Origin of the sequence: Rhodopila sp., assembly GCF_965277825.1 — a bacterium.
In the GTDB taxonomy this organism is placed as follows: Bacteria; Pseudomonadota; Alphaproteobacteria; order Acetobacterales; family Acetobacteraceae; genus Rhodopila.
This window is the reverse complement of record NZ_OZ255846.1, coordinates 2,465,648-2,491,439: the sequence shown is the minus strand read 5'-3', so window position 1 is coordinate 2,491,439 and position 25,792 is coordinate 2,465,648. Positions and strand designations below refer to the sequence as shown.

Annotated in this window: 21 protein-coding genes and 1 tRNA gene; 7 read left to right on the top strand and 15 right to left on the bottom strand. The window is 67.1% G+C overall.

Annotation, left to right across the window (positions count from 1 at the left end):
* Window positions 1-5 precede the first annotated feature (5 nt).
* Together ACQY4T_RS12320 and rpoZ are read right to left on the bottom strand one after the other, a co-directional pair.
* Window positions 6-2,357: a RelA/SpoT family protein gene (locus tag ACQY4T_RS12320; RefSeq protein WP_428542276.1), complete on the bottom strand. Its 2,352-nt coding sequence runs from the start codon at window positions 2,355-2,357 to the stop codon at window positions 6-8.
* A 6-nt stretch (window positions 2,358-2,363) separates the two neighbouring features.
* The gene (rpoZ, locus tag ACQY4T_RS12315) at window positions 2,364-2,774 is read right to left on the bottom strand and encodes a DNA-directed RNA polymerase subunit omega (protein WP_428542273.1); all 411 of its coding nucleotides are present in this window, start codon (window positions 2,772-2,774) and stop codon (window positions 2,364-2,366) included.
* A gap of 407 nt (window positions 2,775-3,181) precedes the next feature.
* Here rpoZ and ACQY4T_RS12310 point away from each other — a divergent pair, with 407 nt between their 5' ends.
* Window positions 3,182-4,474 (top strand): outer membrane beta-barrel protein, encoded by a 1,293-nt coding sequence (locus tag ACQY4T_RS12310; RefSeq protein ID WP_428542270.1) that lies wholly within the window; start codon window positions 3,182-3,184, stop codon window positions 4,472-4,474.
* A 57-nt stretch (window positions 4,475-4,531) separates the two neighbouring features.
* Here the strand turns inward: ACQY4T_RS12310 and ACQY4T_RS12305 are convergent, their stop codons facing one another.
* From ACQY4T_RS12305 to ACQY4T_RS12285, 5 genes are all read right to left on the bottom strand, one after another.
* Window positions 4,532-5,587, bottom strand: coding sequence for a glycosyltransferase family 2 protein (locus ACQY4T_RS12305; protein WP_428542267.1), 1,056 nt, complete (start codon window positions 5,585-5,587; stop codon window positions 4,532-4,534).
* Window positions 5,588-5,690: 103 nt separating this feature from the next.
* On the bottom strand, window positions 5,691-6,767 hold the full coding sequence (locus tag ACQY4T_RS12300; RefSeq protein ID WP_428542264.1) for a glycosyltransferase: 1,077 nt from the start codon (window positions 6,765-6,767) through the stop codon (window positions 5,691-5,693).
* Between the two features lie 12 nt (window positions 6,768-6,779).
* The gene (locus tag ACQY4T_RS12295) at window positions 6,780-7,508 is read right to left on the bottom strand and encodes a sugar transferase (protein ID WP_428542261.1); all 729 of its coding nucleotides are present in this window, start codon (window positions 7,506-7,508) and stop codon (window positions 6,780-6,782) included.
* Window positions 7,509-7,842: 334 nt separating this feature from the next.
* Window positions 7,843-8,295 carry a bleomycin resistance protein gene (locus ACQY4T_RS12290; RefSeq protein ID WP_428542258.1) on the bottom strand — a complete coding sequence of 151 codons (453 nt, stop codon included), beginning with the start codon at window positions 8,293-8,295 and terminating at the stop codon, window positions 7,843-7,845.
* A gap of 39 nt (window positions 8,296-8,334) precedes the next feature.
* The gene (locus tag ACQY4T_RS12285; RefSeq protein WP_428542255.1) at window positions 8,335-9,120 is read right to left on the bottom strand and encodes a methyltransferase domain-containing protein; all 786 of its coding nucleotides are present in this window, start codon (window positions 9,118-9,120) and stop codon (window positions 8,335-8,337) included.
* 351 nt (window positions 9,121-9,471) lie between these two features.
* Between ACQY4T_RS12285 and ACQY4T_RS12280 the strand changes: the two genes are divergently transcribed.
* Together ACQY4T_RS12280 and ACQY4T_RS12275 are read left to right on the top strand one after the other, a co-directional pair.
* A complete protein-coding gene (locus ACQY4T_RS12280) occupies window positions 9,472-11,076 on the top strand; it encodes a rhodanese-like domain-containing protein (protein ID WP_428542252.1) in 1,605 nt (534 codons plus the stop codon).
* Window positions 11,054-11,833, top strand: a complete 780-nt coding sequence (locus ACQY4T_RS12275) for a double zinc ribbon domain-containing protein (protein ID WP_428542249.1) — start codon at window positions 11,054-11,056, stop codon at window positions 11,831-11,833. The genes ACQY4T_RS12280 and ACQY4T_RS12275 overlap by 23 nt, the downstream gene beginning before the upstream one ends.
* A gap of 484 nt (window positions 11,834-12,317) precedes the next feature.
* Here the strand turns inward: ACQY4T_RS12275 and ACQY4T_RS12270 are convergent, their stop codons facing one another.
* The 3 genes from ACQY4T_RS12270 to ACQY4T_RS12260 form a co-directional block, all read right to left on the bottom strand.
* Window positions 12,318-12,530 (bottom strand): BrnA antitoxin family protein, encoded by a 213-nt coding sequence (locus tag ACQY4T_RS12270; protein WP_428542246.1) that lies wholly within the window; start codon window positions 12,528-12,530, stop codon window positions 12,318-12,320.
* The gene (locus tag ACQY4T_RS12265; protein WP_428542243.1) at window positions 12,508-12,852 is read right to left on the bottom strand and encodes a BrnT family toxin; all 345 of its coding nucleotides are present in this window, start codon (window positions 12,850-12,852) and stop codon (window positions 12,508-12,510) included. The genes ACQY4T_RS12270 and ACQY4T_RS12265 overlap by 23 nt, the downstream gene beginning before the upstream one ends.
* A gap of 217 nt (window positions 12,853-13,069) precedes the next feature.
* Window positions 13,070-14,245 carry a beta-propeller fold lactonase family protein gene (locus tag ACQY4T_RS12260; RefSeq protein WP_428542240.1) on the bottom strand — a complete coding sequence of 392 codons (1,176 nt, stop codon included), beginning with the start codon at window positions 14,243-14,245 and terminating at the stop codon, window positions 13,070-13,072.
* A 387-nt stretch (window positions 14,246-14,632) separates the two neighbouring features.
* Between ACQY4T_RS12260 and ACQY4T_RS12255 the strand changes: the two genes are divergently transcribed.
* Genes ACQY4T_RS12255 through ACQY4T_RS12245 form a run of 3 tightly spaced genes read left to right on the top strand, consistent with a single transcriptional unit; the run spans window position 14,633 to window position 18,990 of the window.
* A complete protein-coding gene (locus tag ACQY4T_RS12255) occupies window positions 14,633-15,832 on the top strand; it encodes an efflux RND transporter periplasmic adaptor subunit (protein WP_428542237.1) in 1,200 nt (399 codons plus the stop codon).
* Window positions 15,829-17,385 carry a DHA2 family efflux MFS transporter permease subunit gene (locus ACQY4T_RS12250; protein ID WP_428542234.1) on the top strand — a complete coding sequence of 519 codons (1,557 nt, stop codon included), beginning with the start codon at window positions 15,829-15,831 and terminating at the stop codon, window positions 17,383-17,385. Before ACQY4T_RS12255 ends, ACQY4T_RS12250 begins: the two co-directional genes overlap by 4 nt.
* 3 nt (window positions 17,386-17,388) lie before the next feature.
* Window positions 17,389-18,990: an efflux transporter outer membrane subunit gene (locus tag ACQY4T_RS12245; RefSeq protein WP_428542231.1), complete on the top strand. Its 1,602-nt coding sequence runs from the start codon at window positions 17,389-17,391 to the stop codon at window positions 18,988-18,990.
* 695 nt (window positions 18,991-19,685) lie between these two features.
* Here the strand turns inward: ACQY4T_RS12245 and cydC are convergent.
* Together cydC and cydD are read right to left on the bottom strand one after the other, a co-directional pair.
* Complete coding sequence (cydC, locus tag ACQY4T_RS12240) at window positions 19,686-21,317, bottom strand: thiol reductant ABC exporter subunit CydC (protein WP_428542228.1); 1,632 nt, start codon at window positions 21,315-21,317, stop codon at window positions 19,686-19,688.
* Window positions 21,314-23,020 carry a thiol reductant ABC exporter subunit CydD gene (gene cydD, locus ACQY4T_RS12235; protein WP_428542225.1) on the bottom strand — a complete coding sequence of 569 codons (1,707 nt, stop codon included), beginning with the start codon at window positions 23,018-23,020 and terminating at the stop codon, window positions 21,314-21,316. Before cydD ends, cydC begins: the two co-directional genes overlap by 4 nt.
* Window positions 23,021-23,255: 235 nt before the next feature.
* Here cydD and ACQY4T_RS12230 point away from each other — a divergent pair, with 235 nt between their 5' ends.
* Window positions 23,256-23,438, top strand: a complete 183-nt coding sequence (locus ACQY4T_RS12230) for a hypothetical protein (protein ID WP_428542222.1) — start codon at window positions 23,256-23,258, stop codon at window positions 23,436-23,438.
* Window positions 23,439-23,678: 240 nt separating this feature from the next.
* On the opposite strand, the gene ACQY4T_RS12225 is transcribed toward ACQY4T_RS12230, so the two are convergent.
* The 3 genes from ACQY4T_RS12225 to ACQY4T_RS12215 form a co-directional block, all read right to left on the bottom strand.
* Entirely contained in the window at window positions 23,679-23,831 is a 153-nt protein-coding gene (locus ACQY4T_RS12225) for a hypothetical protein (protein ID WP_428542219.1), read from the bottom strand.
* A 962-nt stretch (window positions 23,832-24,793) separates the two neighbouring features.
* Window positions 24,794-24,868: transfer RNA gene (locus ACQY4T_RS12220), tRNA-Gln, on the bottom strand.
* 62 nt (window positions 24,869-24,930) lie between these two features.
* Entirely contained in the window at window positions 24,931-25,788 is an 858-nt protein-coding gene (locus ACQY4T_RS12215) for a 4-(cytidine 5'-diphospho)-2-C-methyl-D-erythritol kinase (protein ID WP_428542216.1), read from the bottom strand.
* Window positions 25,789-25,792: the final 4 nt, after the last annotated feature.

Here is a 25,792-nt window from a genome sequence, read left to right as displayed (position 1 = left end):
CATCATCAGCCCCCGGTCGCCCGTTCCACGCCTTTGATCGTCTTCAACCCGCGCAAGCCCACGATCACCTTCGACAGATGCGCGAGATCGCGCACATCCACGTCGACCATGACCTCCATGAAGTCCTGCTGGCGGTTGACGATCTTCAGGTTGGCGATCGCCCCGTCCTGCTTGGCCACCGCGTTCGAGATATCGGCCAGCGCGCCGTGCTCGTTGGCCGCGATCGCGCTGATCCGGGCGGTATGGCCGCTCGCCTTCATCGCCCCCGACTTGCCCGCTGCCTCCTTGCCCACCGCCTCCTTGCCCACCGCCTCGTAGTTCCACTCGATATCGATGAACCGTTCCGGAGTCGCGGCGAACGCGGTCAACGTCTGACATTCCCGCCCGTGGATGGTGACGCCTTTGCCGGTGGTGACGATCCCGACGATCTCGTCGCCCGGCACCGGATGGCAGCAGCCGGCAAAGCTGTAGGCCATGCCGGGAACCAGCCCGGTCACCGGCATATCGACGTCGTGGCGCGCCGACAACTTGCCGCGCGGCAGCATCGGCGGCACCATCCGCGGCCCGCGCGTCGCCTGGCGCAGCTCCGGATAGGCACTGTGCACCACATCCTTGGCGACCAGGTTGCCGTTGCCCACGGCGATGTACAAATCGTCGACCGTCGCCAGCTTCAGCGTCTTCAAGGCCGGCTCCAGCGCCTTCTCCGATCCATCCACGCCGGCCTGACGGAACGCCTTGGTCAGCTCAACCCGCCCCGAATCGCGGCTCTGCTGACGCTGCTCCTGATGGATGAAGCGCCTGATCCTGGCCCGCGCCTTGCCGGTGACCACGAACCGGTCCCACTGCGGCGACGGCGTGCCGCCGCGCGCGGTCATGATCTCCACCTGGTCGCCGTTCTCCAGATGGTGCCGCAGCGGCATAAGCCGGCCATTGACCTTGGCGCCGACACAGGTGTCGCCGACCTGGCTGTGCACCGCATAAGCGAAATCCACCGGAGTCGCCCCGCGCGGCAACTGGATCAACTGCCCCTTCGGCGTGAAGCAGAACACCTGGTCGGCATACAGCTCCAGCTTGGTGTTCTCCAGGAAGTCATCCGGCGCCGCCGAATCATCCAGGATTTCCAGCAGGTCCTGCACCCAGCGGAAGCGCTGCACGTCGGTGCCGTCGACTTGCTTGTCCGGCGCCTTGTAGACCCAGTGCGAGGCGACACCATTCTCCGCCACGTCGTTCATTTCCGCTGTACGGATCTGCACCTCGATCTTCTGGTTGCGCGGCTCGCGCAGCGTCACCCCGGTGTGCAGCGACTGATAGCCGTTCGATTTCGGCGTCGATATGTAATCCTTGAACCGCCCGGCGATCACCGGATAGGCCGAGTGCACCGCTCCCAGCGCGCCGTAGCAATCGCCCTTGGTCCGCACCACGATGCGGAACGCCATGATGTCGGACAGTTGCTCGAACGCCACGTTCCGGCGGTGCATCTTCTCCCAGATCGAGAACGGCGACTTCTCGCGTCCCATGATCTCGGTCGGTTCCACCCCGGCGTCGCGACACACCTGGATCAACTCGCGTCGCACATCGTCGATCACGTCCGCCCCCTGCCCGCGCAGGAAGTTCAGCCGGGCCTGGATGGTGCCATAAGCCTCCGGCTCCAACTGAGTGAACGCCAGCGTCTGCAATTCGGTCTTCACCGTGTCCATGCCGATGCGTTCGGCCAGCGGCGCATAGATCTCCATCGTCTCCCGAGCGATCCGCTTGCGCCGCTCCGCATCGCGCACGAAATGCAGCGTCCGCATGTTGTGCAGCCGGTCCGCCAGCTTGACCAGCAGCACCCTGATGTCGCGGCTCATCGCCAGCACCAGCTTGCGGAAGTTTTCCGCCTGCTTGGTCCGGTCGGACTGCAGCTCCAGCCGCGTCAGCTTGGTTACACCGTCGACCAGCCCGGCGATTTCCCTGCCGAACCGACGCTCGATCTCCGTCAGGCTGACCGAGGTGTCCTCGACCACGTCATGCAGCAATGCCGTCGCGATCGACGCCACATCCAGCCGGTAACCGGCCAGGATTTCGGCAACCGCCACCGGATGGGAGAAATACGGATCGCCATTTTCACGCCGCTGCGTGACGTGCGCCCGCTCGGCCAGGTCATAGGCCGCGTCGATCAGCCGGGTGTCCGCCTTGGGATCGTAATCCAGGATTTTGCCGGTCAGGGCGCACTGCGCCAATGCCGCCGGCCCCGGCAGCGTCGCCAATTCGACCAGGTCTCCGGGCACCATTTTCGCGCCAACCCGGAGCGGCCGACCCGGCCCAGCGGGGGCCGGCGCGGACCGATTCATGTCACCGCCGAAGCCCCCGTCCTTCATCCCGGGTTACCGGGCGGCTCGGCCGCCGAGTTCCGCCTCGATGGCCGCTTCCAGGTCTTCCGATGTCAGGTCCTCGCCGCCTTCGGTCGGCAGCGTCGCGGATTCTTCGTCGGCCGACACGTCCTGTAACCCGAAGATGTTCTGGTCCGTCGGGATCAGGTCCAAAACTTCCTCGTCGGCCGGCTCCGGCTCCGGCGAACGCGACAGCGACTTGATCAGGTCCTGCTCGATGCGGGGCAGCTCGATTGTCTCATCGGCGATCTCGCGCAGCGCGACGACCGGGTTCTTGTCATTGTCGCGCCCGACGGTGAGTTCCTCGCCGCGGCTGATGTTGCGGGCACGCTGCGCCGCCAGCAAGACAAGCTCGAAGCGGTTCGGCACTCTTTGAACGCAGTCTTCAACGGTGACGCGCGCCATGCGCTCAGCCTCCGGTATATATTGAAAGGGAACAGTCCACTTAATCGACCGGCAGTGGATTTGCAAGCACTTAAGCCCATGCGTCGCCGCTCAGCGGCCACGAGCCCGACGCCCGAATGCCCAACGGCACGCCAATCGACCCCCCTCAGCCAGGCCGCACAGCGTGTTCGACCCGCGAGGGAGTCAGCTTTCGGCCAACGTCCATACGGGACGCGCCCTGACAAGCGGCGCCCCCAGGGGTGGCCGGTCGCGCCTCGAGCGCGGCGATAAAGCGGGCGATGGCGCACCCGGATCGGATGCCGCGGCAGCTCGGCCGGGACCTGACGATCCCCTGGCCGGCCGCGATCGGATCGTAGGCAGACGGCGTTAACCGGCCATTAGGCTTTGCCGACGATAGTACGCGTCGCATGTGGGCGCGATCGACCTTGCTGTCGGGTTTTACGGCCCTCGCCCTGGTGGTCTGCATCGCCGGGCGGGCAGTCGCCGAACTGATGACCGCGTTGTTGCCGGACGGGGTGCCGGGCTACGACGCCGATGACGGGGTCACGGTGGAAACCCGGCTGCATCCCGAGCAGATGCCCCTGGGACTGCGCGAGGCCGATGTGCGCTTCTCGCCGCGGCTCGAGGAAAGTGTGGGCTACACCAGCAACGCGCTGCCCGGACCGTATAGGCGTGGCAGTTGGGAGGTGGTGACGTCCCCCTCGGTGTCGGTCGATACCGACTGGTCGCGCGATGCCTTCGGCGCGGTGGCGTCGGTGCGGGATACGCGTTTTCTGTCGCTACCAAGCCAGGATCACACCGACGGAACGGTGTCGGCCGGCGCCCGGATCGACATCGGCGACGACAGGCTGAGCATCGGCTTCGCGCACGTGTCCCAGCACGAGGATCGCGGTGCGCTGGACAGCCTGGCGAGCGATCGGCCAATCGCCTTCCAACTGGACGACATCCGGGCGTCGTATGCGATCTCCGACGGGCGCTGGACCATCACGCCCAGCCTCCAGGCGACCAACTGGAGCTATGCCGGCACGACCTTGCTGGGGCTTCCCGCCAGCCAGACGTATCGCGACCGGGTGGTGGCCCAGGCCGGGGTGACGGTGCGCTACGAACTGGCTCCGCTGCGCGACCTGGTGCTGGTGGGGCGAGCGATCGGGCAGGATTACACGCATACGCCGCCCGGCCAGCCGAGTCCGGATTCGACCGCCTACCAGATGCTGGCGGGGATCGATTTCAACGATGATCCGGTGTGGCGCTGGCGGGCGCTAGTGGGCGGTGAGACGCGTCGGTTCAGCAGCCGGCTGTATCCCCGGCAGAACACGCTGATCGCCGAGGCCGGGGTTGGCTGGTCGCCGAGCCGAATGACCACGCTGAGCGCGGTGGTCAGCCGCGACACCGAACCGGCGGAACAGGAAGGTGTGTCGGGCCTGGTCTACTCGTCGGCGCGGCTGACGATCGACCACGAATACTTGCGCGATCTGCTGTTCAAGGCGTCGATCGGGTTACAGCGGGCCGATTTCTTCCAGGGCGGCCATCAGACCGGAACCACCGCCGGGGTGGGGATGACCTGGGTGCTGAACCGCAACGCGCGATTGGTGTTCACCTACGACCAGACCGATCTGCACGGGTCGAGCATCGCGACCGAGGCCCTGGTGACCGGCTACAGCCGGGGCGTCGGGCTGGTGACGCTGCAACTGGGGCTATGATCGGCACGGTCGGGGTGCCGGGACTGGAAGTCGCCGACCTGACGGTCGCGCAGCGTCCTACGCTTCTCTGCGATCGGATGCCAGGCGGCCGAGCGCTTCGCGGCTGAGGCGGTGCAGCAACGATCCGCGGTGGGCGCGGTCGTTGCGGGTCAGGTAGGATGCGCCAGCCGCGGGCATCGGGCGGGTGGGCGAACGGGGGGCCATGTCGACGGCCGCGAGGATCGCGCGCAGCGTCTGCAGCGGCAGCCGGTTGCGTGAGCCTTTTAACAGATAGCCGGCGGCGCGGGGGGCCAGCGCGGCCCAGCCGCGGCCCAACTTGCGCTCGATATAGAGCCGGTTGCGCACGAAGTAGAACCAGCGCGCCGCGGTCCAGCCGACCCGCTGTTCGGCGGCGACCTTGTGGCGGACGACGATGTCGCCGCGGTAGCGAACGCGCCAGCCAAGCGCGATGGCGCGCAGGCAGAAGTCGAATTCCTCCCAGCAGAAGAACAGCTTGGAGTCGTAGCCGCCGGCTTGTTCCCAAGCGGCTCGGCGGATTGCGTGGCCGGCGCCCACATAGGTGACGGTGTCGAAGCATTCCGCGGCACAGGACAGCAGGTCGGCGGGATAGCCCCAGGACGACAGGTCGTCGGTGCCGTCGGCGTGGCTGACGATGCGGCAGCCGATCGCGGCCAGCCTCGGTTCGGCGTCGAGCGCGGTGAGCATGCGGGCGACGGTGTCGGGCGTGGCGAACTCGGCGTCGTTGTCGAGTGCGACGATGGCGCGGCCGCGGCCCAGCGCGGACATCAGGTTGCGGCCGCCGGCCACGCCGAGGTTTTGCGACGATGCCAACAGGGTGACATCGGCGGCCTCGGCGACGGCCTCGGCAAGGGCCCGCAGCGCCTCGGGTTGCGACCCCTGGTCGAGCACGAAGACATGCGCCGCAACGCCGGTCTGGTCGCGGGCGGAGCGGATCGCGGCGATGGTTTCGGCGGTGCGGTCCAACGCCAGGATGATGATGTCGGCGTCGTAGGGTCCATCCGGCGGGGCGGCGGCGCCGGCAACCAGGCGGGTGGTCATCGCGGGGTGTCCCGCGTGGGCGATCATCGCGGGGCGTCCCGCGTAGATGGTCATCGCGGGTGTCCCATGTGGATGGTCATCGCGGGGTGTCTCGCGTGGATGGTCATCGCGGGGTGTCCCACGTAACCGGTCATTGCGGGGCGTCCCGCGGAACGGGTCATCGCGGCGCGTCCACCGCGGGGATCGCCAGGTAGGCTAGGCGCTTGCTCTCCTTGCGGCTGCGCGCCACGGCGTCCAGGATCAGGCCGCAGCAGACCGACAGCGAGGACAGCAGCACCAGTCCGGTGGACAGCAGCGCGGTCGGCAGTCGCGGCACCAGGCCGCTGCGCAGGAATTCGACCACCACCGGAATGCCGAGGCCGACGCCAAGCGTCAGGTTCGCCAGCGCGAACAGCGAGAACACCTGCAGCGGGCGCTCTTGCTGGATCAGGGTGACGATGGCGCGCAGGATGCGCATGCCGTCGATCCAGGTGTTCAGCTTGGAATGGCTCCCGGCCGGGCGGCTGCGGTAGCTGGCCGCGATCTCGCAAACCGGCATGTTGAGCGCCAGGGCGTGCACGGTGAGCTCGGTTTCGGTCTCGAAACCCGATGACAGCGCCGGGAACGATTTGACGAAGCGGCGGCTGAAGGCGCGGTATCCGGACAGCAGGTCCCGGATGCCGCCACCGAACGCCCAGGCGACCAAGGTGGACAGCACCACGTTGCCGAGGCGATGGCCGGCTCGATACGCGTCGCGCACAGCGCCGTGGCGTGCGGCGCTGACCATGTCGAGTTGCTGCTCCCGCAGCATGGCCAGCATCTGCGGCGCGGCGGCGGCATCATAGGTGTCGTCGCCGTCCACCAGGATATAAATGTCAGCGTCAATATCGGCGAACATGCGGCGCACGACGTGGCCCTTGCCCTGCAGCCGCTCGTGCCGGACGACGGCGCCGGCGGCGCGCGCTTCCAGCGTGGTGTGGTCGGTCGAGTTGTTGTCGTAGACGTAGACCACGGCGTTCGGCAGGGCATCCTGGAAGTCGGCGACGACCTTGCCGATGGCGGTTTCCTCGTTATGGCATGGGATCAGCACGGCGACGCGCGGCTGGTTGGTGAGCAGGCCGAATTGTTCGGCGATCGATTCGTCCGAATAGTGCGTGCGGTGGCGGGAACGGGCGGCCGGGCGATCGAGCAGGGCGGACTGCGATGGCTCGAGGGTCACCGCGGCGGCTGGATGATCCAAGGTCACCGATCTCATCAGTCCGTCCTCCTAGTAAGCGTTCGGCGTGCGGAACAGGGTCACGATGGTGCGCCAGAGGATCATCAGGTCGCGCCCGATGCTCCAGGTGGCGATGTATTCAAGATCGCTGTCGACACGGCGCAGGAGTTTCTCTTCGGTATCGGTTTCGCCGCGCCAGCCGCGCACCTGGGCAAGCCCGGTCATGCCCGGCTTGACGCAATGGCGGGCGGCGTAGCGGTCGGTGACGAGTTCGAACGGGCGCCCCGCGGCGCGCGTGTTGGGCGCGTGCGGGCGTGGCCCGACCATTGACATCGAACCACCAAACACGTTGAGAAACTGCGGCAGCTCATCCAGCGAAGTTTGGCGAAGCCAGGCGCCGATGCGAGTGACTCGGGGGTCGTGGCGGGTAGCTTGATGCAAAGCACTGGGGGTTTCGGCGCTGTGATGCATGGTGCGAAACTTCAGCATCACGAAAGGCCGCCCGTTCAATCCGATCCGCTGTTGGCGGAACAGCGCGGGCCCGCTGCTGGTGAGGCGGATCGCGGTCGCGATCAGCAGCATCGGGATGCCCATAAACGCCAGGCCGGCCAGCGACAGCACGATGTCCGAGAGCCGTTTGGCGATCGAGTAGCTTGGGTCCGTGCCGGCCGCGGCGAAGCCGGGATAGGCGCCGGGGTAGGCGAACGTGATCGAGGGCGGCGAGGTCTGGCCGCTGTCGTAGGCAAGCGCTTGGAAATCGAGACGATGGACTGCGGACATGACTGCTGCGGCTGCGGGGTTGCGACAGCGCGCAAGATGGACGGTGCAGGGTTGTCGATCGGTTAAGCCGGCACACGGCTGTAAGCGGGGGCGAGATTTTTTGTCAAACGACAGTTAGCCGACGGAACACACAACGAACCGCGTGCTCGACAACCGCGGGTTGGCCGTGCCGCACACGATATGATCGGCGTCGCCGCGGCCGACTCCTCCCGCATCCGCGCCGGCCCACAATCAACCTTCACGGATGCTAGGCAGCGGGCACGCATGATAGGCAGTGGCAGGCATGATAGGCAGTGGGCCGGATTGAAAGGCAGAAAGTCGCCACGCCGGGGTTTCAGCCTGCCGCACGCTCACCGATTGGCGCGGAAAACCGGATCAGGTAGCCGTCCGGGTCCTGCACCAGAAACTGCTCCACGCCGGTCTCGAACGAACCCGTGCGATACCATTTTCGCTCGGGTTGCATGAACAGCGGCCAGCCAGCAGCTTGTAGAGTGGCCAGGATCGGCTGGATCGAATGAACCCCGACCTGGAAGTTGATCCCCCTTCCAAGCGGCACCTCCAGCGGCGCGCTAACCCAGTTCCGGCCCAGGCCGCGCTGCTCCAGCATCACCTGCGCGCCATCCAGATCGAGATAGGCGAAGCGGTCCTCGGGCCGGTCGAAGGCGACCTGGAAGCCACACAGGTCGCGCCAGAACCGCAGGCTGCGATCCAGGTCGGCGACCAGCAGTTCGGGAACCAGGCGCGCCCAGGCGAAATTTGCCGGGATCGAGGCTGACGGCGTTTTCATCGCGGTTGCTCAAGGATTCAGCTTGTGGTCAAGCATCGGTCATCGACCCGGAGCCCAGCCGGTCATCACTGCCATGCGCAGGGTGACCGCCACGCGGCCGTCCTGTAGCGGCAGGCGGGCGAGGGCGGTGGGGAACAAAGCGCGGGGTGGGATGGCGCGGTCGCGCTGGCGGACCGCGTTGGTCTCTCCGGCGGCGCGCAGATCGGTCAACACGGCGGCGGGGTCAGCGTAGAGCAGGCGGATGTCCTCGACATCGGCGACCGGCAGCACGAAGCCGGCGCGTTGCAGCAAGTTGGCGCAGTCGCGCAGTTCGGGAAACGGCGAGATCCGGGGCGAGACCCCACCGGCGGTTTCGGCCTCGGCCTCACTCAGCGCGGCGCGCAGTTCGGCCAGCGTGCCCAGCACCGGCAAGCTGGCGAGCAGCAGGCCGTCGGGGCGCAACGCGTGACGGAGCTGCAGCAGCGCGCCCGGCAGGTCGTTGATCCAGTGCAGCGACAGGCTGGCAACGATGAGGTCGAAGCTGGCGGCGGCGAACGGCAGGCATTCCTCGTCGGCGGCGACGCAAGCAGTGGCATTGAGCGCGGCCATGCCAGGAGACAGGTCGGCGCTGATCACCCGCAGCCCGCGCTGTCGCAGCAGCGGGGCAACGGCGCCGCGGCCGCCGAGGTCGAGCGCATCGGTGAACCGCCGGTTGGTATCGTCCAGGCGGTCGAGCAGGCGTTCGGCGGCGTCGCGCAGCACGTCGGCCAGCAAGTGTATAGTGCGCGCCGCTCGGTCGCGATGGCGGCGGACGGCGCGGCGATCGAAGACCAGCATGGAATCCATGCATCGGCATGTGCGCCCGCCACCGTGCGTTGCCAAGCGGGTCGGGTCGGCACTACCGTCAGGCACGGACCGGTTCTTCGGTCACGGGATCCTCCCGCTCTGGACGTTGCGGCTGTGGGTTTGGTGTCGGCGTCGGAAACTTCGCCATCGATGGTGAACCGCGGTCCCGCGGCCGGGTTGGGGTTTTCGTAGCCTGCTTCGGCGCATGATGCGATGGATTTGGGGCGCCGGGCACCGGACTATCTTCAGCCTGAATTTTCGTGACGGAAATAGTCTCGCCCGTTGTTTGATCGCACGATTCGCGCGTTTTGGATGTTCCGTTCAGCGCTATCGTGCTGTAAGGATACCACAATGAAACGTATCAGCGCCAAGACGCTGCATGGCTGGATCACCGATGGGCAGGAACTCGCGCTGCTGGACGCGCGGGAGGATGGCGAATTCGGCGCCTCGCATCTGTTCTGGGCGGTCCCCTGCGGCCTGGCACGCAAGGAGATCCGAGCCCGCGCGCTGCTGCCAGGCTTGGCGGTGCGGATCTGCTGCGTGGATGACGGGCGGGGCATCGCCGAGACCCTGGCGGAGTGGCTGGAATCGATCGGCGCGACCGATGTGGCGGTGCTGGAAGGCGGCACGCCGGCCTGGGCGGCAGCCGGATACGTGCTGTTCAGCGGGGTCAACGTGCCGTCGAAGGCGTTCGGCGAATGGGTGGAACACCATTACGGCACCGAGAGCGTCGATCCGCCCGAGCTGAAGACTTGGATCGAGTCCGGGCGCGACATGGTGGTGCTGGACAGCCGCACGCTGGAGGAATTCACCCGTATGTCGATCCCGACCGGGATCAGCGTGCCCGGGGGCGAGCTGGCATATCGCATCGGCGACCTGGTACCCGATCCGAAGACCCTGGTGGTGGTCAACTGCGCCGGCCGCACGCGCAGCATCCTGGGCGCCGAAAGCCTGCGCCGAGCGGGTATTCCGAACAAGGTGGTGGCGTTGCGCAATGGCACCATGGGGTGGGAACTCGCCGGGCTGCGCTGCGATCGCGGCCGCACCGAGAAGTTCCAGCCGGGCACGCCGAAGACCGCGGCGCTGGCGTTGCAGCGGGCCCGCGCGTTCGCCGAGACGTCTGGCGTGGGGGTGATCGGGGCGATGGACCTTACACGGTTCCAGGACGATCCCGAACGCACGTTGTATGTGCTGGATGTGCGCGATCCGGCGGAGTTCCGCGCCGGACATCGTCCCGGCAGCCGCAATGCGCCGGGCGGCCAGTTGGTGCAGGCGACCGACGGCTGGATCGGCGTGCTGAACGCCAGGATCGTGCTGGTGGACGATACCGGCGTGCGGGCCAGGATGGCGGCCGGGTGGCTGCGCCAGATGGGGCACCGCGACGTGTTCGTGGTCGAGGGCGGGCTGGAGGCCGTCAGCGCGCCCGGCAGCGCTCCGGTCGCGGTGCCTGAACTGGGCGCGGCGGTGAAGCTGGTCGATGTGACCGGGCTGGTGCATCTGCAGGACAGCGGCGCCGGCACGCTGGTGCTGGATCTGGGGCGCAGCGTGGATTTCCGCGACGGGCATATCCCCGGCGCGCTGTGGGGTGTGCGCAGCCGGCTCGAGTCGCTGCAGCCGCAGCTTGCGGCGGCGCGGCACGTCGTGATCACCTCACCGGACGGCATGCTGGGCCGCCTGGCGGTGGTCGAGGTCGAGGCTCTGACCGGTGCGACGGTGCATGTGCTGGACGGCGGCACCGACGCCTGGCACGCGTTCGGCCGGCCGTTGGTAAAGGACCGCACCACGCCGGCGGATGACGCCTGCGTCGACTTCTACCTGCGTCCCTACGACCGCAACTCCGGCGTGCAGGAGGCGATGAACGCCTATCTGTCGTGGGAGATCGATCTGGTGCGCGAGATCCAGCGCGACGCGACGGTGCGGTTCGGGATGCCCGGTGAAGCTCACGCCGCCGCCTAGCGCCACACGCGCAGCCTGGCTGTGGCGCGGCGGGCGCGTTGCGCTGGACCTGCTGCTGCCGCCGCGCTGCGTGGCGTGCGACAATGCGGTGGGCGTGCACGGTCAGCTTTGCGCGGCCTGTTTCGGCCGGACCAATTTCATCAGCGCTCCATTCTGCGTCGGCTGCGGGGTGCCGTTCGCCGCCGCTGAGCAGGGTGGGTCGGAGCGGCTGTGCGAAGGCTGCCGGGGGCAGCCTCCCTTGTTTCGCCAGGCCAGGGCGGCGTTGCGTTACGACGAGCAGGCGAGGCGGCTGATCCTGCCGCTGAAGCATGGCGACCGGACCGATCTGGCGCAGGTGCTGGCGCCGATGATGCAACGTGCCGGGGCGGCGCTGCTGGCGCGGGCAGATGCGCTGGTGCCCGTGCCGCTGCACCGGCGGCGGCTGTTCGAGCGCAAGTACAACCAGGCAGCGGTGCTGGCGCATGCGATCGCTCGGCTGGCAGGTCGTCCGGTGCTGCCCGATGGGCTGGTGCGCACGCGGCGCACCGCGCCGTTGGAGGACAAGTCGCCGGACGAGCGCGCGCGCGAGATCGGTGGTTCGATCGAGGTGCGACAATCTCGGCTGGGGCGCATCAGCGGGCGGACGATCCTGCTGGTGGATGACGTGATGACATCGGGCGCGACGGCGAATGCCTGTGCCGCGGCGCTGTTGGCGGCGGGGGCGACGGCGGTGGATATTCTGGCGGCGGCGCGGGTGCCGGATCCGCGGCTGGGGTAGCGTGCGATGACGGCCGCCGAACAGCCGCTCGGCGGTCGATTGCTGGCGTCATGCGGAGGCGCCGTGTCAGGGCGCCGTCGTCCCGCTAGGTTGGATTGCGGTCGGCGATCCCGCGATCATCCGACCGCCCTCGGCCAATGACGAGATTTGGGCGGTTCAGAAGACGCTCGATTTCCTCGGCTGCGTGTTCGGGGCGCAGCGACCGGAGCCTGGCGAGAGCTTCATGCCCGACACGATGCCCCGCTACGCCGGGCGCCCGAGGCCGCTGGCACGCCAATGATAGCGAGGTTTCATCCTCGGACAGGCCGGAGAGCGGGTCATCGGTAGACGAAACCTGAAGTGTGGATTTCCGGGCCGCTTACCACATCGACGTAATGATCCATAATGTCGAATCGGTTGTGGTCGGTGAGCCTTATCCTGATCGGCCCGCTAGGACCGCTGGCTTTCCAACCTCCACCATTCGCAGTTTCCACAATGGTGATTATCAAAACCCGCCCTTCGCCAACGCCTCACGCAACACGCGCTCAACACGGGCGTTGTAGCCTTTCCCGGTTGCCTTGATGGTGGCAACCAAGTCCCTGTCCCATCGGAAGGCAATGTGTGCCCTCGGGTTTTCAACCCTCGGCCTGCCGCCCTTGTTCCGCATGGCGTTCATCGCGCCGGTCATGCCGGGGTCAACGTCGGCAATCGGGCGCATGGCCTTGAAGTCGTCGGCGGTCAGTTCGCGGACCTCGCCGTTTGCTTCGGTCAGTGATGGCCTGTTCATAGGCTCGCTCCTCTCGCTTGTTGGCCTTGCGGAAGCTGATGATCCGGCGGACCTGACCGCGCATGACGTAGCAGACCACGTAAAGCCGCCCCTGCATCGGGGCCAAGGCGACGATCCGCTGTCCGCCGTAGTAGTGTCGGTCGTCGGCGACGGCGAGCGCGCTATCCCATTCCAGTTCCGCCGCCCGCTCGAACGGCAGGCCGCATTGCTTGTCGTTCTTGGCGCTCTTGTCCGGGTCGAACTCAATCTCCAATCGTTATTGTGGCACAAAAAGCGATTTGGGCAAAGCGGTATCTGTAAAAAAATCAGTTCGTTTCGTACGAAACAAACAGCCACAGGGGACGCGCCCTCCCTCCAAGGGAGGGCCGCGAAGCAGCTGCGTGAGGGGGCGCGAACCCAGACGGAGCCACCGTCCGCCGCCGCGGCAGATCGATGAAGATCACCCGCTTGCTGGTTCAGCGCACCAAGCTCTAAGGCCAGGATGTGGCAAAGGATTCCGGGCCGGCGTTCGGCACCGCCAAGGTGTTGCCGCGGGTCAGGCTCCGGCCGTTCCAATCGAACACCTCGATCTGGCGATTCTGCATGCCCTGCAGCAGGATGGTCTTGCCGTCGCGGGTGAACGCGATCGCCTCGATCCACGGGCCGGTAGAGGTCTCGGCTAGCTTGTGCAGGGTCTGGCCCTGCACCGCGTAGAGGCCGAGCAGTCCGTTATCGTGGTGGAATGGATTGGTCGCCGGCTTGGTGGTGCCGTGCTCCGCGCCGATCGCCAAGTAGCGCCCATCGGGCGAGAACTTCATCGGTTCCGGTCCGCTGGGCACACCGAAGGTGCCGACGCAGCGATAGGGTTTCGATGTCAAATCGATCAGGCTGACCGAATCCTCGTCGCCCTCTCCGCGGCCCATGTTGGATACCGCCGCCAGCGTGTGCGCGGCGTTGACGTCCATGCTGTAGGGCGCCAGCCCGGTGGTGATCGGTCGCGGGTCGATCGTCACCTTGGTGCCCTCGATATGCAGCACGCTGACCATGTTGTCGCCGCCGCGGGTCAGCAGAGCGGTGTGGTCATCGACGAAGACCACCGCGCTGGGCATCGATTTCGCGTTGCCGGTGTCGACCTTGCCGACCGCGGTCAGCCGCTTGTCGTCGACGGCGAAGACCGAGACGGTGCCCTCGGCGCGGTTGGCGACCAAGGCAAGGCGGCCATCGGGCGCGACCCGGACCTGACTGGCGCCGAACCCGGCGGTGACGGTCTGCACGACTTTCGGCGGGTTGGCGCTGAGGTCGAACACCGCGACCCGGTCGTCGGGGGAAATGCCGCCGGATTTGGTCCCCCCGGACTTGGCATCGGCGTCGGCCTTGGTCGCGGCGGTCACGATGCCCCAGGATTCGTCGGCGCTGAGCCAGATCGCGCCGGGCGGTCCCACCACGCTGCCGGGTGCATCGAACGTGGCCTTGATGCGTCGCGGGACGGATGTCACGTCGATCACGCTGATCGTGTCGGGCGCGGGTTGGGCCGGCGCGACCAGCTTGCCTTGCCCGTCCATGATGGTGTGGCCGTCGTTCGAGGACACGATGACCTCGGCCGTCGCAGCAGCGGGCAACGACATCGCGAGGACCGCCGCGAGCAGCGGGGTGGGGTGGCGCCGCATGGATGTTTCCTTCCGCGTCCTTGTTTTCCGGACCGTGCAAGTTTGTCAGCCCGGTACCGCTTCGGCAAACCCGGCGCCGCGACACCAAGCCACCCCGGCGCGCTGCCGTAAAGACAGTTGTAGAGGCTGAACTGTGGCCGCACCGGATAACCTCCCAGCCACCCGGCAAGCGGCGCAAGGCAGCAGGCATTATCTCGTCCGCCGCATATGTCTGATGCCCACGGCGATGCTTTCGCGGCGATCGGCCGTGTGAGCCGTGCCGCCCGCCGGCGGTTCGGCAACACCGTCGTCCGAGCCTTCACCATGACGTGATCGCCACCTGACTTTTTCCAATTCCTGACGTTGTTGCATCGCGGCGAGGAGTGAGGGTCGGGGTTGAGCCAGACAATGGACGATGCAGGCAGGAGCGAGAACCCGGGGGGTGACAAACCCGACCAGGCCGCGCCGCCGCGCGGCGATCAGCTTGAGCGGTCCCCCGACAAGGCGAAGGGCAAGGCAAGAGACGACGACCGCCAGTCGCGCGAGGATAAGCCGGATGACCCAGAGCAAAAACCGCGCAGTCGCTGGCCGCTGATCATCCTGGCACTGGTCGTGTTGGCGGCGATCATTGCCGGCGCCGTGTATTGGTTCACGACGCGCAACCTGGAGAGCACCGATGATGCCTACACTGAAGGCAACGCTGTCGCCTATGCCGCCAAGGTTGCGGGCTACGTCACGCAACTGCACGTCGATGACAATACATTTGTCCACAAAGGCGATCTGCTGCTAAAGATCGACCCACGCGACTACATCACTGCGCGCGATCAGTCCCGGGCCAGCCTGTCGCTGGCGCAGGCGCAACTATCCAGCGCGCAGGTGGCGCTCGACATTGCCCAGGTGCAGGCGCCGGCCTCGCTGCAGCAGGCTCAGGCTCAACTGCAACAGGCGCAGGCCAACAAGACGCAGGCCGAGCAGGCCTATCGACGCCAGCACGCGGTCGATCCGCGGGCGACGACGCAGACCGATATCGACCAGGCGAACGCCCAGATGCGGTCCACCACGGCGTCGGTCGCCAATGCCGAGGCGCAGGTGAAAGTCGCCCAACTGGTGCAGCAGAACATCCAGTCGGCCGAGGACACGGTGCGCCAGCGCCAGGCCCAGGTTTCCCAGGCCGATGCCAATCTGGCTCAGGCCGAGGTCAACCTGTCGTACACCGACCTTATCGCGCCGCAGGACGGCTATATCACCCGCCGCAACGTCGATCTCGGCACCTTCGTCCAGGCCGGACAGCAAGTGTTCTACATCGTTACGCCAGACGTCTGGGTGACCGCGAACTTCAAGGAGAACCAGCTCACCGACATGCATCCCGGGCAGCATGTCACGATGGACGTCGACGCCTACCCGAACCTGCATCTGCAAGGCCATATCGACAGCATCCAGCAGGGCAGCGGCGCCCGGTTCTCGACCTTCCCGGCGGAAAACGCGACCGGCAACTTCGTCAAGATCGTGCGCCGGGTGCCGGTCAAGATCATCATCGATCACGGTCTCGACAAAGATCACATCCTGCCGCTGGGAATTTCCGTCGAGCCCACGGTTACGGTTCGGTGAGCGATACTCAAGGCTGGAAGCCGCGCTCCAATCCATGGCTGGTGGCGGTTGTCGTGACACTGGGCGCGTTCATGGAGGTGCTCGACACCACCATCGTGAATGTTTCGCTGCCGCACATAGCCGGCTCGCTCTCGGTCAGCAGCGACGACAGCACCTGGACCCTGACCACCTATCTGGTGGCCAACGGCGTCGTGCTGACGATCTCCGGCGCGCTCAGCCGCCGGATTGGCCGCAAACGCTACTTCCTGATTTGCATCGGCGCCTTCACCGCTGCCTCGTTCGCCTGCGGGATCTCGACCAACTTCGAGGAAATCCTGTTGTTCCGCGCCCTGCAGGGCTTCTTCGGCGGCGGCCTGCAGCCGACCCAGCAGTCGATCATCCTGGACTATTTCCCGCCCGAGAAACGCCAGCAGGCGTTCTCGCTCACCGCCATCGCCATCATCATCGCCCCGGTCCTCGGCCCGGTGATCGGCGGCTACCTGACCGACCAGTATTCATGGCACTGGATCTTCCTCATCAACGTGCCGGTCGGGATTGCCACGTTCTTCGGCGTGCTGGCATTGGTGGAGGATTCGCCGGCGATGAAGCAGCAGCAAAAGACCGCGCCGCGTTTCGACTATTGGGGAACGTTTTTCATCGCCCTGGCGCTCGGCTGCATGGAAATCGGCGTCGATCGCGGGGAGGACTACGATTGGCTGGGATCCACCTTCATCCGGGTCATGTTCATCCTGTCGGCATGCGGCTTCGTGTTCGGCATCGCCTACCTGCTCTACGTGCGCAACCCGATCGTCAATCTACGGGTGTTCAAGGATCGCAATTTCGCCCTCGGAACATTCGAGATGGGGATGATGGGGTTTGTGCTGTACGCCAGCGCCGTGCTGATCCCGCAATTCGCCCAACAGCAGCTCAACTATACCGCGACCTGGGCCGGCCTGGTGCTGGCGCCGGGAGCTGTGGTCTTAGTATTGCTGATCCCGGTGGTCGGTAAACTCCTTGACCTGGTGCAGACGAAATATGTCATTGCGATGGGCGGCCTGAGCCTCTCGCTGGCGGCCGTCTACTCGATGAATCTTGTCCCGCAACTGGACTTTTACCATCTCGTGCTGTTCCGCGCCTCGCAGACCGCGGCGCTTGCGTTGCTGTTCGTGCCGATCAGCACGATTGCCTATGCCACCGTGCCGCAACACCTGAACGGCGATGCGTCGGCGCTGTTCAGCATGTCGCGGAACTTTTTCGGCGGCATCGGCATTTCGGTCTCCACCGCGCTGGTCACCCAACATGAACAAATCCGCCAGTCGTATCTGGTCGAGCACCTGACGCCGGTCAATCAGCCATACAATGTCCTGTTGCAGCAGGTGCAGCAGGGGCTGATCGGGATCGGCCAAGCCGCCGGGCAGGCGCAGGCGGAGATCAGCCAAATGCTGGCAACACAGGTTGCCGTGCTGGCCTACAACGACGTGTTCCTGATCACCGCCGGTCTGGCGCTGTTGATGGTTCCACCGGCACTCTTTATGTCCGGCATCAAAACGAAGTCGAGCGGCGGGGCGCACTGACCGATGCGCCTGCTCCCCTGCGCCCTGGCCCTCAGCCTCACCGCTTGCTCAGTCGGCCCCAACTACGCGCCGCCGAAGCCGCCCGACGGCACCGCGTTTCAAGACAAGTCGGTTCGCACCAGCAAGACCATCAGCCAGCGCACCAATCCAGATCCGCGATGGTGGAACGGCTTCCGCGATCCGGTGCTGACGCAATTGATGCAGCGGGCGATTGCCGGCAACCTGGACCTTCAGCAGGCGGTACTTCGCGTCGTTGAAGCACAGCAGAACGAGGTGTCGGCCCGCGCCGCCGGCCTTCCCACCATCAGCGGCAACGGCAGCTATATGCGCGAACAACTCGGCGCGCATGGCATCCTGCTCTCGAAAGGCGCCTACGGGCAGTTGAACGCGTTGGCCGACAGTTCGGCGGTCAATCAATTCAGTCCCGGACTGGGCAACCGGTTGAGCAGCGCCGGTCGCAGCGCACTGAACCAGATCAGCCAGCCGGTCGATCTGTTTTCGTATGGTCTCAGCTCGTCGTGGGAGCTTGACCTCTTCGGCCGGGTGCGACGGTCCGAGGAGCAGGCCGGGGCGCAGACCCAGGCGCAGGTCGAAGCCACCAACGATTCTTTGGTGATGCTGGAGGGGCAGGTCGCGCAGGCCTATGTGCAGCTTCGCGGCGGCCAGATGCTGACCAGCACCCAGCAGGATAACGTGCGCACCGCGCAGGCCGCGCTGACCCTGACCCAGCAACAGCAGCGCCGCGGCCTGGCGACGGATCTCGACGTCGAGCAGGCGCGCACGCAGTTGGCGGATACCGAGTCGCAGTTGCCGGGCTACGAGAAACAATCCGAACAGGCAATGAACAGACTCAGCGTCCTGACCGGGCAGCCACCCGGCACGCTGGACGCCATGCTAGGCTCGTCGGCCCCGCTGCCGGTGATCCCGGCGGTGGTCGGCATCGGTGTGCCGTCCACCCTGGCGCGCCGCCGTCCCGACGTGCGCGAGGCGGAGGCCAATCTGCACGCCGCGACCGCCAATGTCGGGATCGCGGTGGCAAGCTTCTATCCCGACATCTCTTTGACCGGCAACTTCGGACTGCGGGCGCTCGATGCCAGCTATCTGACCAACTGGGCGAGCGCGTTCTACTCGTTCGGCCCCAGCGTTTCGTTGCCGATCTTCCAAGGCGGCCGGCTGACCTCGGCGCTGCGGCTGGCTCGGGCACAGCAGGCGGCGGCGGTGCTGAACTATCGCGGCACGGTGCTGAACGCCCTGCGCGAGGTCGAGGACGCGCTGGTCGGCTATCGCACCGACCGGGCGCAGCGCGACAAGCTGGCGGTGGCCGTCCGTTCGGGGCAAACGGCGCTGTATCTGGCGCGCGACGCCTACACCCACGGGTTGCAGAATTTCATTCAGGTGCTCGACGCTGAACGCACGCTGATCGGCGCGCGACAGCAACTGGTGCAGGCCGATGTAACGCTGACCAACGACGTGGTGTCGCTGTACGACGCGCTTGGTGGCGGCTGGACCAAGGACGCCGGGACGCTGCAGGCCCCGGGGTTCGATCACGCGCCACCGGTGCTGCCGGCGGCACTTGATAGTGTGGCGGGGGCGCCCCCGGATTGACGCTTTGGTGCGATAGGTGCCCGAGGGCCAATCCATGTCGGCTTGCCAAAAGCATTAGGCCGATTGCAACCCGGATTCTGGAGCCTCGACTTGCATTGATAGTCAGGCCACCATTCTCCAACTCTATCCTGACTTCCAGGCCTATTTCGGCTGCCCATCGCTGCTGGCGATCTGGTGACGCAACGACAAGCACTCTCTGCCGCCCGGCGCAGAGGCCCTCAGCCGTGACCTGCCCGACGCCGAGATTCACATGCTCGACACTGGCCATTTCGCGCTAAAAACCCCTAGATCGCCGCCCTGATGCGCGACTTCCTGCACCGGCACATGCCCCAAACGACCCAACCCTGATCACCACCAAGCCCCAACCACCAGCAAGCCCCAACCACTACCCAGCCATGACCACTACCCAGCCATGACCACTACCCAGCCATGACCGACCCGGGCTTTACCTTGATTGCGGCACGACCGGAAAACGTCCGCCGACCCAGCCGCCGCCAGCACCTTCCCGCCCGACAGGCGGCAAATTCGTACACCGCCCTACAAGCTTGGCGGCGCCATGGACCCGATCCGCGTTCATCCCTTTTAATCCGGGTGAATCTACGTTCCAAAGCCTTTGATGCCACAGCATCAATGCCCGAACGCTTCACCCACGCCTGACGAGCACCACCCGCCCGCGGACCTGGGGCCGACCCAGCCTACCCCGCCGCCGCCACCACCTTGCCCCCCGACAGCCGGAAAATCCGGTCCAGCCGCTCCACCCCAGTCAGCCGATGGGTAATCAAGACCACCGTCCGCCCCGCCGCCGTCTCGTTCAGCGTCTCTAGGAACGCCCGTTCGGTGTCGGCGTCCAACCCGGCGCAAGGCTCGTCCAGGATCAGGATCGGCGCCGGCGATAGCAGCGCCCGCGCCAGCGCCAGCCGCCGTCCCTGGCCGCCCGAGAACCGCGTCCCGCCCTCGCCCACCCAGGCATCCAGCCGGTCCGGCAACGCGCGGACCACATCGCCGATCCGCGCCGCGTCCAGCGCCGCCCACAGCGCCGGCTCATCGGCGTCCGGCCGAGCCAGCAACAGGTTGGCGCGGATGCTGTCGTCGAACAAATGCGTGGTCTGCCCCAGCCAGCCGATCCTGGCCCGCACCAGCGCAGCCGGCAGCGTCGCGATATCCACTCCGCCCAGCCTGATCTGGCCCGACCGAGGCGCCACCACCTTCAGCGCCAGCGCCGCCAGCGTCGACTTGCCCGCCCCCGACGGCCCCAGCAGCGCCACCCGCGCGCCCTGCGGCACCTCCAGCGTCAGCCCGGCGAACACCGCCGGCCGGTCGGCCTGCCAGCGGAACTCCACCGCCTCGAACCGCAGCGCCGTCCCCGCCGGCATCGCCGCCGGATCGGCCGGATCGGGCACCACCACCGGCGCATCGGCCGCCTCCAGCACTCGTCCCGCCGCCGCCGAGGCATACCCCGCCAGCGAACCCGCCCGGGTCAGCCCACCGACCGCCTCGAACGCCGCCAGCACCAGGAACGCGCCGACGATCGCCGTCGCCGGATTGGCCCCGGCCTCGATCAGCACCGCCAGCACCGCAAGCTGGGCACACAGGAATGACGCCGCCCCAGCCAGCGCGGTGCGCCCCGCCATGCCGCGCTGCGCTGACAGCAGCGCCGCCTCCTTGGCCTGCACCAGGGCCAGCATGCGGCCCTCGGCGGCGAATGCTCGGACTTCGCGCAGCCCGGTCAGCGCATCCAGCGCCGCGATGCGCAACGCCCCGGCCTCGACCGCCAACCCGGCCCCGGCCCGCCCCGACGCCCTGGCGGCCAGCCACGGCAACACGAACGCCGCGGCGGCGAACAACACCCCGACCTCGGCGGCCAGCCCCGGCGCACGGTGACCGATCAGCAGCACCAGCACCGGCAGCAGCAGCACCGCGGCAGCCAGCGGCAGCAGGATGCGCAAATACAGGCCGTCCAGCGCCTCGACATCGCCGACCAGCCGCGCCAGCACGTCGCCCGCCTGGCGAAACCCCAGCCCGCCGGCCGAACTCCGTGCCAGCCGGCGGAAGAACCAAACCCTGGTATCGGCCAGCGCGCGAAACGTCGCGCCATGAGTGACCAGTCGCTCGCTGTAGCGCAGCACCACGCGGGCGCCACCCAGCGCCCGCAGCACCACCGGCACGGCGACCCCACCCGCCAGGATCGCCGCGCCGATGCTGAAGCCCGATGTCGCCAGCAGCCCCACCCCGGCGATCAGCGCCGCCAGCGAGACCGCCAAGCCAGCCAGCAGCCAGCCGCTCTGCCGACCCCACAGGCCGATGATCCGCAGCAGCGGTTCGGTCATGCCACACCCCGCGCCGCCTCGGCATGACCGTCTCGCAGATCAATCCGTCGGCCGCCAAATCCGTGCGCGGCGGACGAATGGCTGGCCAGGATCACCGTCCGGCCCAGCGCCAGCCGGCGCAGGCTGTCCAGCACCTCGCCCTCGGTTGCCGGGTCCAGGTGCGCCGTCGGTTCATCCAGCAACAGCAGCGGCGCGTTCTTCAGATACGCCCGCGCAATCGCCACCCGCTGCGCCTGGCCGCCCGACAGGCCGTAGCCGCCCTCGCCGATCCGACTGTCCAGCCCCTCCGGCAGCTCCGCGATGAACCGATCGAGCCGAGCCGATCGGGCCGCCGCCGCGACCTCATCGACTGAGGCCTCCGGCCGGGCGAACAGGATGTTGTCGCGAATCGAGCCCGAGAACAGCACCGGCCGCTGACCGATCCACGCCGTCAGCCGCGACAGCGCCTGCGGCACCAGGTCGGTGATGTCGGCGCCGTTGATCGTCACCCGCCCGGCATCGGGGTGCACGAACCCCAGCAGGATCTCGATCACCGACGACTTGCCCGATCCCGACGGCCCGGCCAGCACCAGCGTCTCCCCGGCCGCGACCCGGAACGACAGCCCCTCCAGCGCCGCCCCGCGCGAGGCGTCCCAGGTCAGCCCGACCCGGTCGAACGCCACCGTCACCCCTTGGGCCGCGACGGTGCGGATCTCGCGCGCCGGCACCGGCTCAGGCAGCGGCGGCAGGTCGATCAGCGACTCGGCCGCGCCGGTGGCGTGCAGCCGGTCCTGATAGGCGGCCGAAAACGTTCGCAGCGGCGCGAAGAACTCCGGCGTCAGCAGCAGCACCGCCAGCGCCGGCCACAGCACGCCGCGCGTGCCACCCACTCGCAGCAGGCCGAAATAATGGATCGCCAGCACCACCAGCGCCAACGCCGCCGCCAGATCCAGCACCACAGATGACAGGAACGCCGCCCGCAGCACCCGCATGGTACGCACCCGCAAATCAGCGGCCGCCCGCGACAGCGACACCGCCTCGTCCTCGGTTCGGCCATACAGCACGATGGTGGCGATGCCGCGCACCCGATCCAGGAACCGCGCCTGCAGCCGAACCATCGCCAGGAACTGGTTGCGCGACGCCGCCGCGGCACCGATCCCGGCGATCGCCATGCCGACCGGCACCAGCAGGCCACACCCCAAAAGCACCAGCGCCGCCCACGGGTCGGCATACAGCACTGCCAGCAGCACGATCGCCGGTCCCGCCACGGCAAAGCTCGCCGCCGGCAGATAGCGGGAAAAAAGACCGTCCAGCGCCTCGACCTTGTCCACCACGATGGTGGCCAGATCGCCGGAATGACGCGCCCGCAGCAGCGCCGGCCCGGCGTGCAGCAGCCGGACCAGCGCATCGCTGCGCACCCGCCGCCGCGCCGCCGCCCCCGCCGCGAAGGCGAATTTCTCGTTCAGGTAGGTCAGCCCCGCGCGCGCCACCGCCAGCACGCCGAACGCCGCCAGCGCCCACCCGTCCACCGCCGCTGCCCCGTTCGCCGCCGCTCCAGCGAACCCGGCCGCCAGCACCGAGGCGGCGGCAAACGCCTGCCCGATCGCCAGCACCAGGCCCGCGACATGCAGCACCAGCACCGGTCGCGCGGGCCGCCCCCCAGCCCGCTGTTCTCGCCGTAGCCAGGACCGCGCCGCGGCCTTGGGAGTGTCCGCCTGTGCCATGAGTGCCGGCTTACCCCAAGGGCGTGGCGCTGCACAGCAGCCGCCGGTTAAACTTCGTCAAGAGATCAGTTAGTTGCAAACAAGTCATAGTCTCACCCACCGCGGGATAATCGACCGTGGGATCATGGCCCGGATACCCAGCTTCACGAAGTTTCAACCCCGCCTCGTCTTCCGATCCGCGCCTGACCGACCTATCTGACAGCCCCGGACGAACCCGCGGAGGAAGGAAACCAGAATGTCGCAATCCGACAGCAAATACACCGCCCAGAACCTGATGGCCGTGCACGGCCTGCGCGCCCAGGCGGTGGTCCAGGAACGCGCCGCCGAGGCCCGTCAGCAAGGCGACACCGCCGGCGTGCAGCGCTGGCAGAACGTCGAAGCCGCGATCAGCGATCTGCGCCGCACCACGCCGCGATAGCGACGTCCAGGCTCTACGGCCTGGTTGCCCCGGGTCGAGTTAGCTGAGGCATCGGGTTACCCAAACATCGGATTAGCTGAGGCAAGAGCGGCGTCACGCCGATCCTCGCGACCACTCGGCGTGACACCCCTTCATGGCGCAACAGGATCCGCGGGATAAGCTTTGGTAAGCCCGGCAATGCCTGCCGCCATGATCAAAGCGACGCGCGTCCAGCGGAAGGTGCGGGCGCAACTATCCAGCCTACTTGGAACTGTGCGGAATCACCTTCATCGGCCCCGCGCCAATCGTGGTCCCCGTGCTTTCCGGCACGAAGTGCATGGAAACCTGCGTCGTCGCGGAGCATGAGACCAGCGTCCATAGCTCCGTCCACGCGGCACCCTTGCCGCCGCCCATCCGGGTCTCCTCCCGTCGCAGAAATTCGGTGTCAGCGATATACCCAACGCCACAGTTTTTTCCGGAAGCCCGGCAGCGGTCCCGGCATAACGGGCGCCGTCCTTTTGCAACTGCGGGTCGGCGCGGGTCGTTCCAGGCAGCAGCGGCGCGGTCGCAAGAGACCTCGGCTGTTGCACGTAAGCCAGGACGTTCAACGTCCGACTTGAACCGCATCCTCGTTCCCGAACGACTTGCTTCCACGCTCCGCCATTGATTATGCCCGAGGCATCGACTGTCACTGGTCTGTAGACCACGACAACGTCCGTAAGATCAAAATTTGCCGATGCGCAAGGGTTGTTAACGACAACCGTTGACCGGCGCGCAGCATCAAGCACAACCGAGCGTTCCCGCGGGTCGGCCAGCACAGCATTCAGCGAAGGCTGCTCCTGTGCAAACGTCAGCGCGCCGGGCAATTGGACAGCGAACACTTCGAGCGCCACCGCGAGTATCTTTCCCGCTACCTTCATAAACCTCGCCACGACGAGCATCGATCTGCGCCTCATCCACCGAGGTGAGTGGTCCCGGGCGTCATATGAAGCTTATCGGCGGCGGAACCTTTCGCACGCATAACCGCACCTCTAAGCAAACCTCAACCACGCCCACGTGATATCGCGCTGGCCACTCTCTTGCCGCACGCGGATCCGCGGTGTCCAGGCGTTTACCAGTTTCGCTCCGTCCCAAATTTGACCTGATGTCGGCAGGCACCCGGGAAGCCAGGAACACCGACCGCCTCGCCGCTGAATAGAGCATGATCGCGCTGGGCGGAACGTTCAAAGCGCGTGAATCATGCGACAAAACAAAGAGCTAGACCATTTTCGGCATGCACAGTCAGGCTGAAAATGGTCTAGCTTCGATCGCCCATTCGGACGTGCTGAACCGACCGATCCTATACGATATTAAGCTCTGATAAGCGCAGATTCGTTTGGCTGGGGCGGGAGGGATCGAACCTCCGCATGACGGAATCAAAATCCGTTGCCTTACCGCTTGGCGACGCCCCAAACACGAAAGCCGCCGCGCCGACGTGATAGGTCGGCCGCTCGCCCGCGTAAAGCCGCAACCGCTACTCCACCATAAGTCCCCCGCCCCACACCCACCAGTCGTCACGTCCGATCGTCCCCGCCGCCGCCCGCGCCGCCACCGGGGACGCGAACAGGCCGAAACAGGTCGCCCCCGAACCACTCATCCGCGCCAGCATACAGCCCGGAGCCTGCCCCACCGCCCGCAACGCCTCGCCCACCGCGGGCGCAAGCCGCATGGCCGGCTCCTCCAGATCGTTGCGGCAACCCAGAAGCGAGCCGACCAGCCCGCCGACATCATCCCAACCCCGCCCCGAAAACCGCGCCGCGCCCGAGAATGCCCCCTCAAGCGTTCGGAACACCGCCGGAGTCGCCACCGCGACCCCTGGGTTGACCAGCACGATCCCGACATCCGGCAACGCCGGCACCGCCGCCAGCACCTCGCCGATCCCCGACATCAGCGCCGGAGCACCCGCCAGGCAAGCCGGCACATCAGCTCCCAGACCCAACGCCACCCGGCCGGCCAGCCCGCGGTCGAGCCGCCAGAACCGGCACAGCAGCCGCAGCGCGGCGGCGGCATCGGCCGATCCGCCGCCGATCCCCGACGCCACCGGCAAGTTCTTCTCCAGCACCAGGCTTGCCGCCGCCCCCACCCCGGCCCGTTCGGCAAGCACCCGCGCCGCCCGCAGCACCAGGTTGTCATCCTCGCCGGCCAGCCCGGCGGCGAACCGCCCGGTCACCGACAACGACAGCCGATCCGCCGCCGCAACGCTCAGCCGGTCGCCGACGCCGGCGAAAACCACCAGGCTGTCCAGCAGATGATACCCATCCGGCCGGCGGCCAAGCACGTGCAGGTGCAGATTTACCTTGGCCGGCGCAAATTCCGTATCAGGCGCAAACACGCCG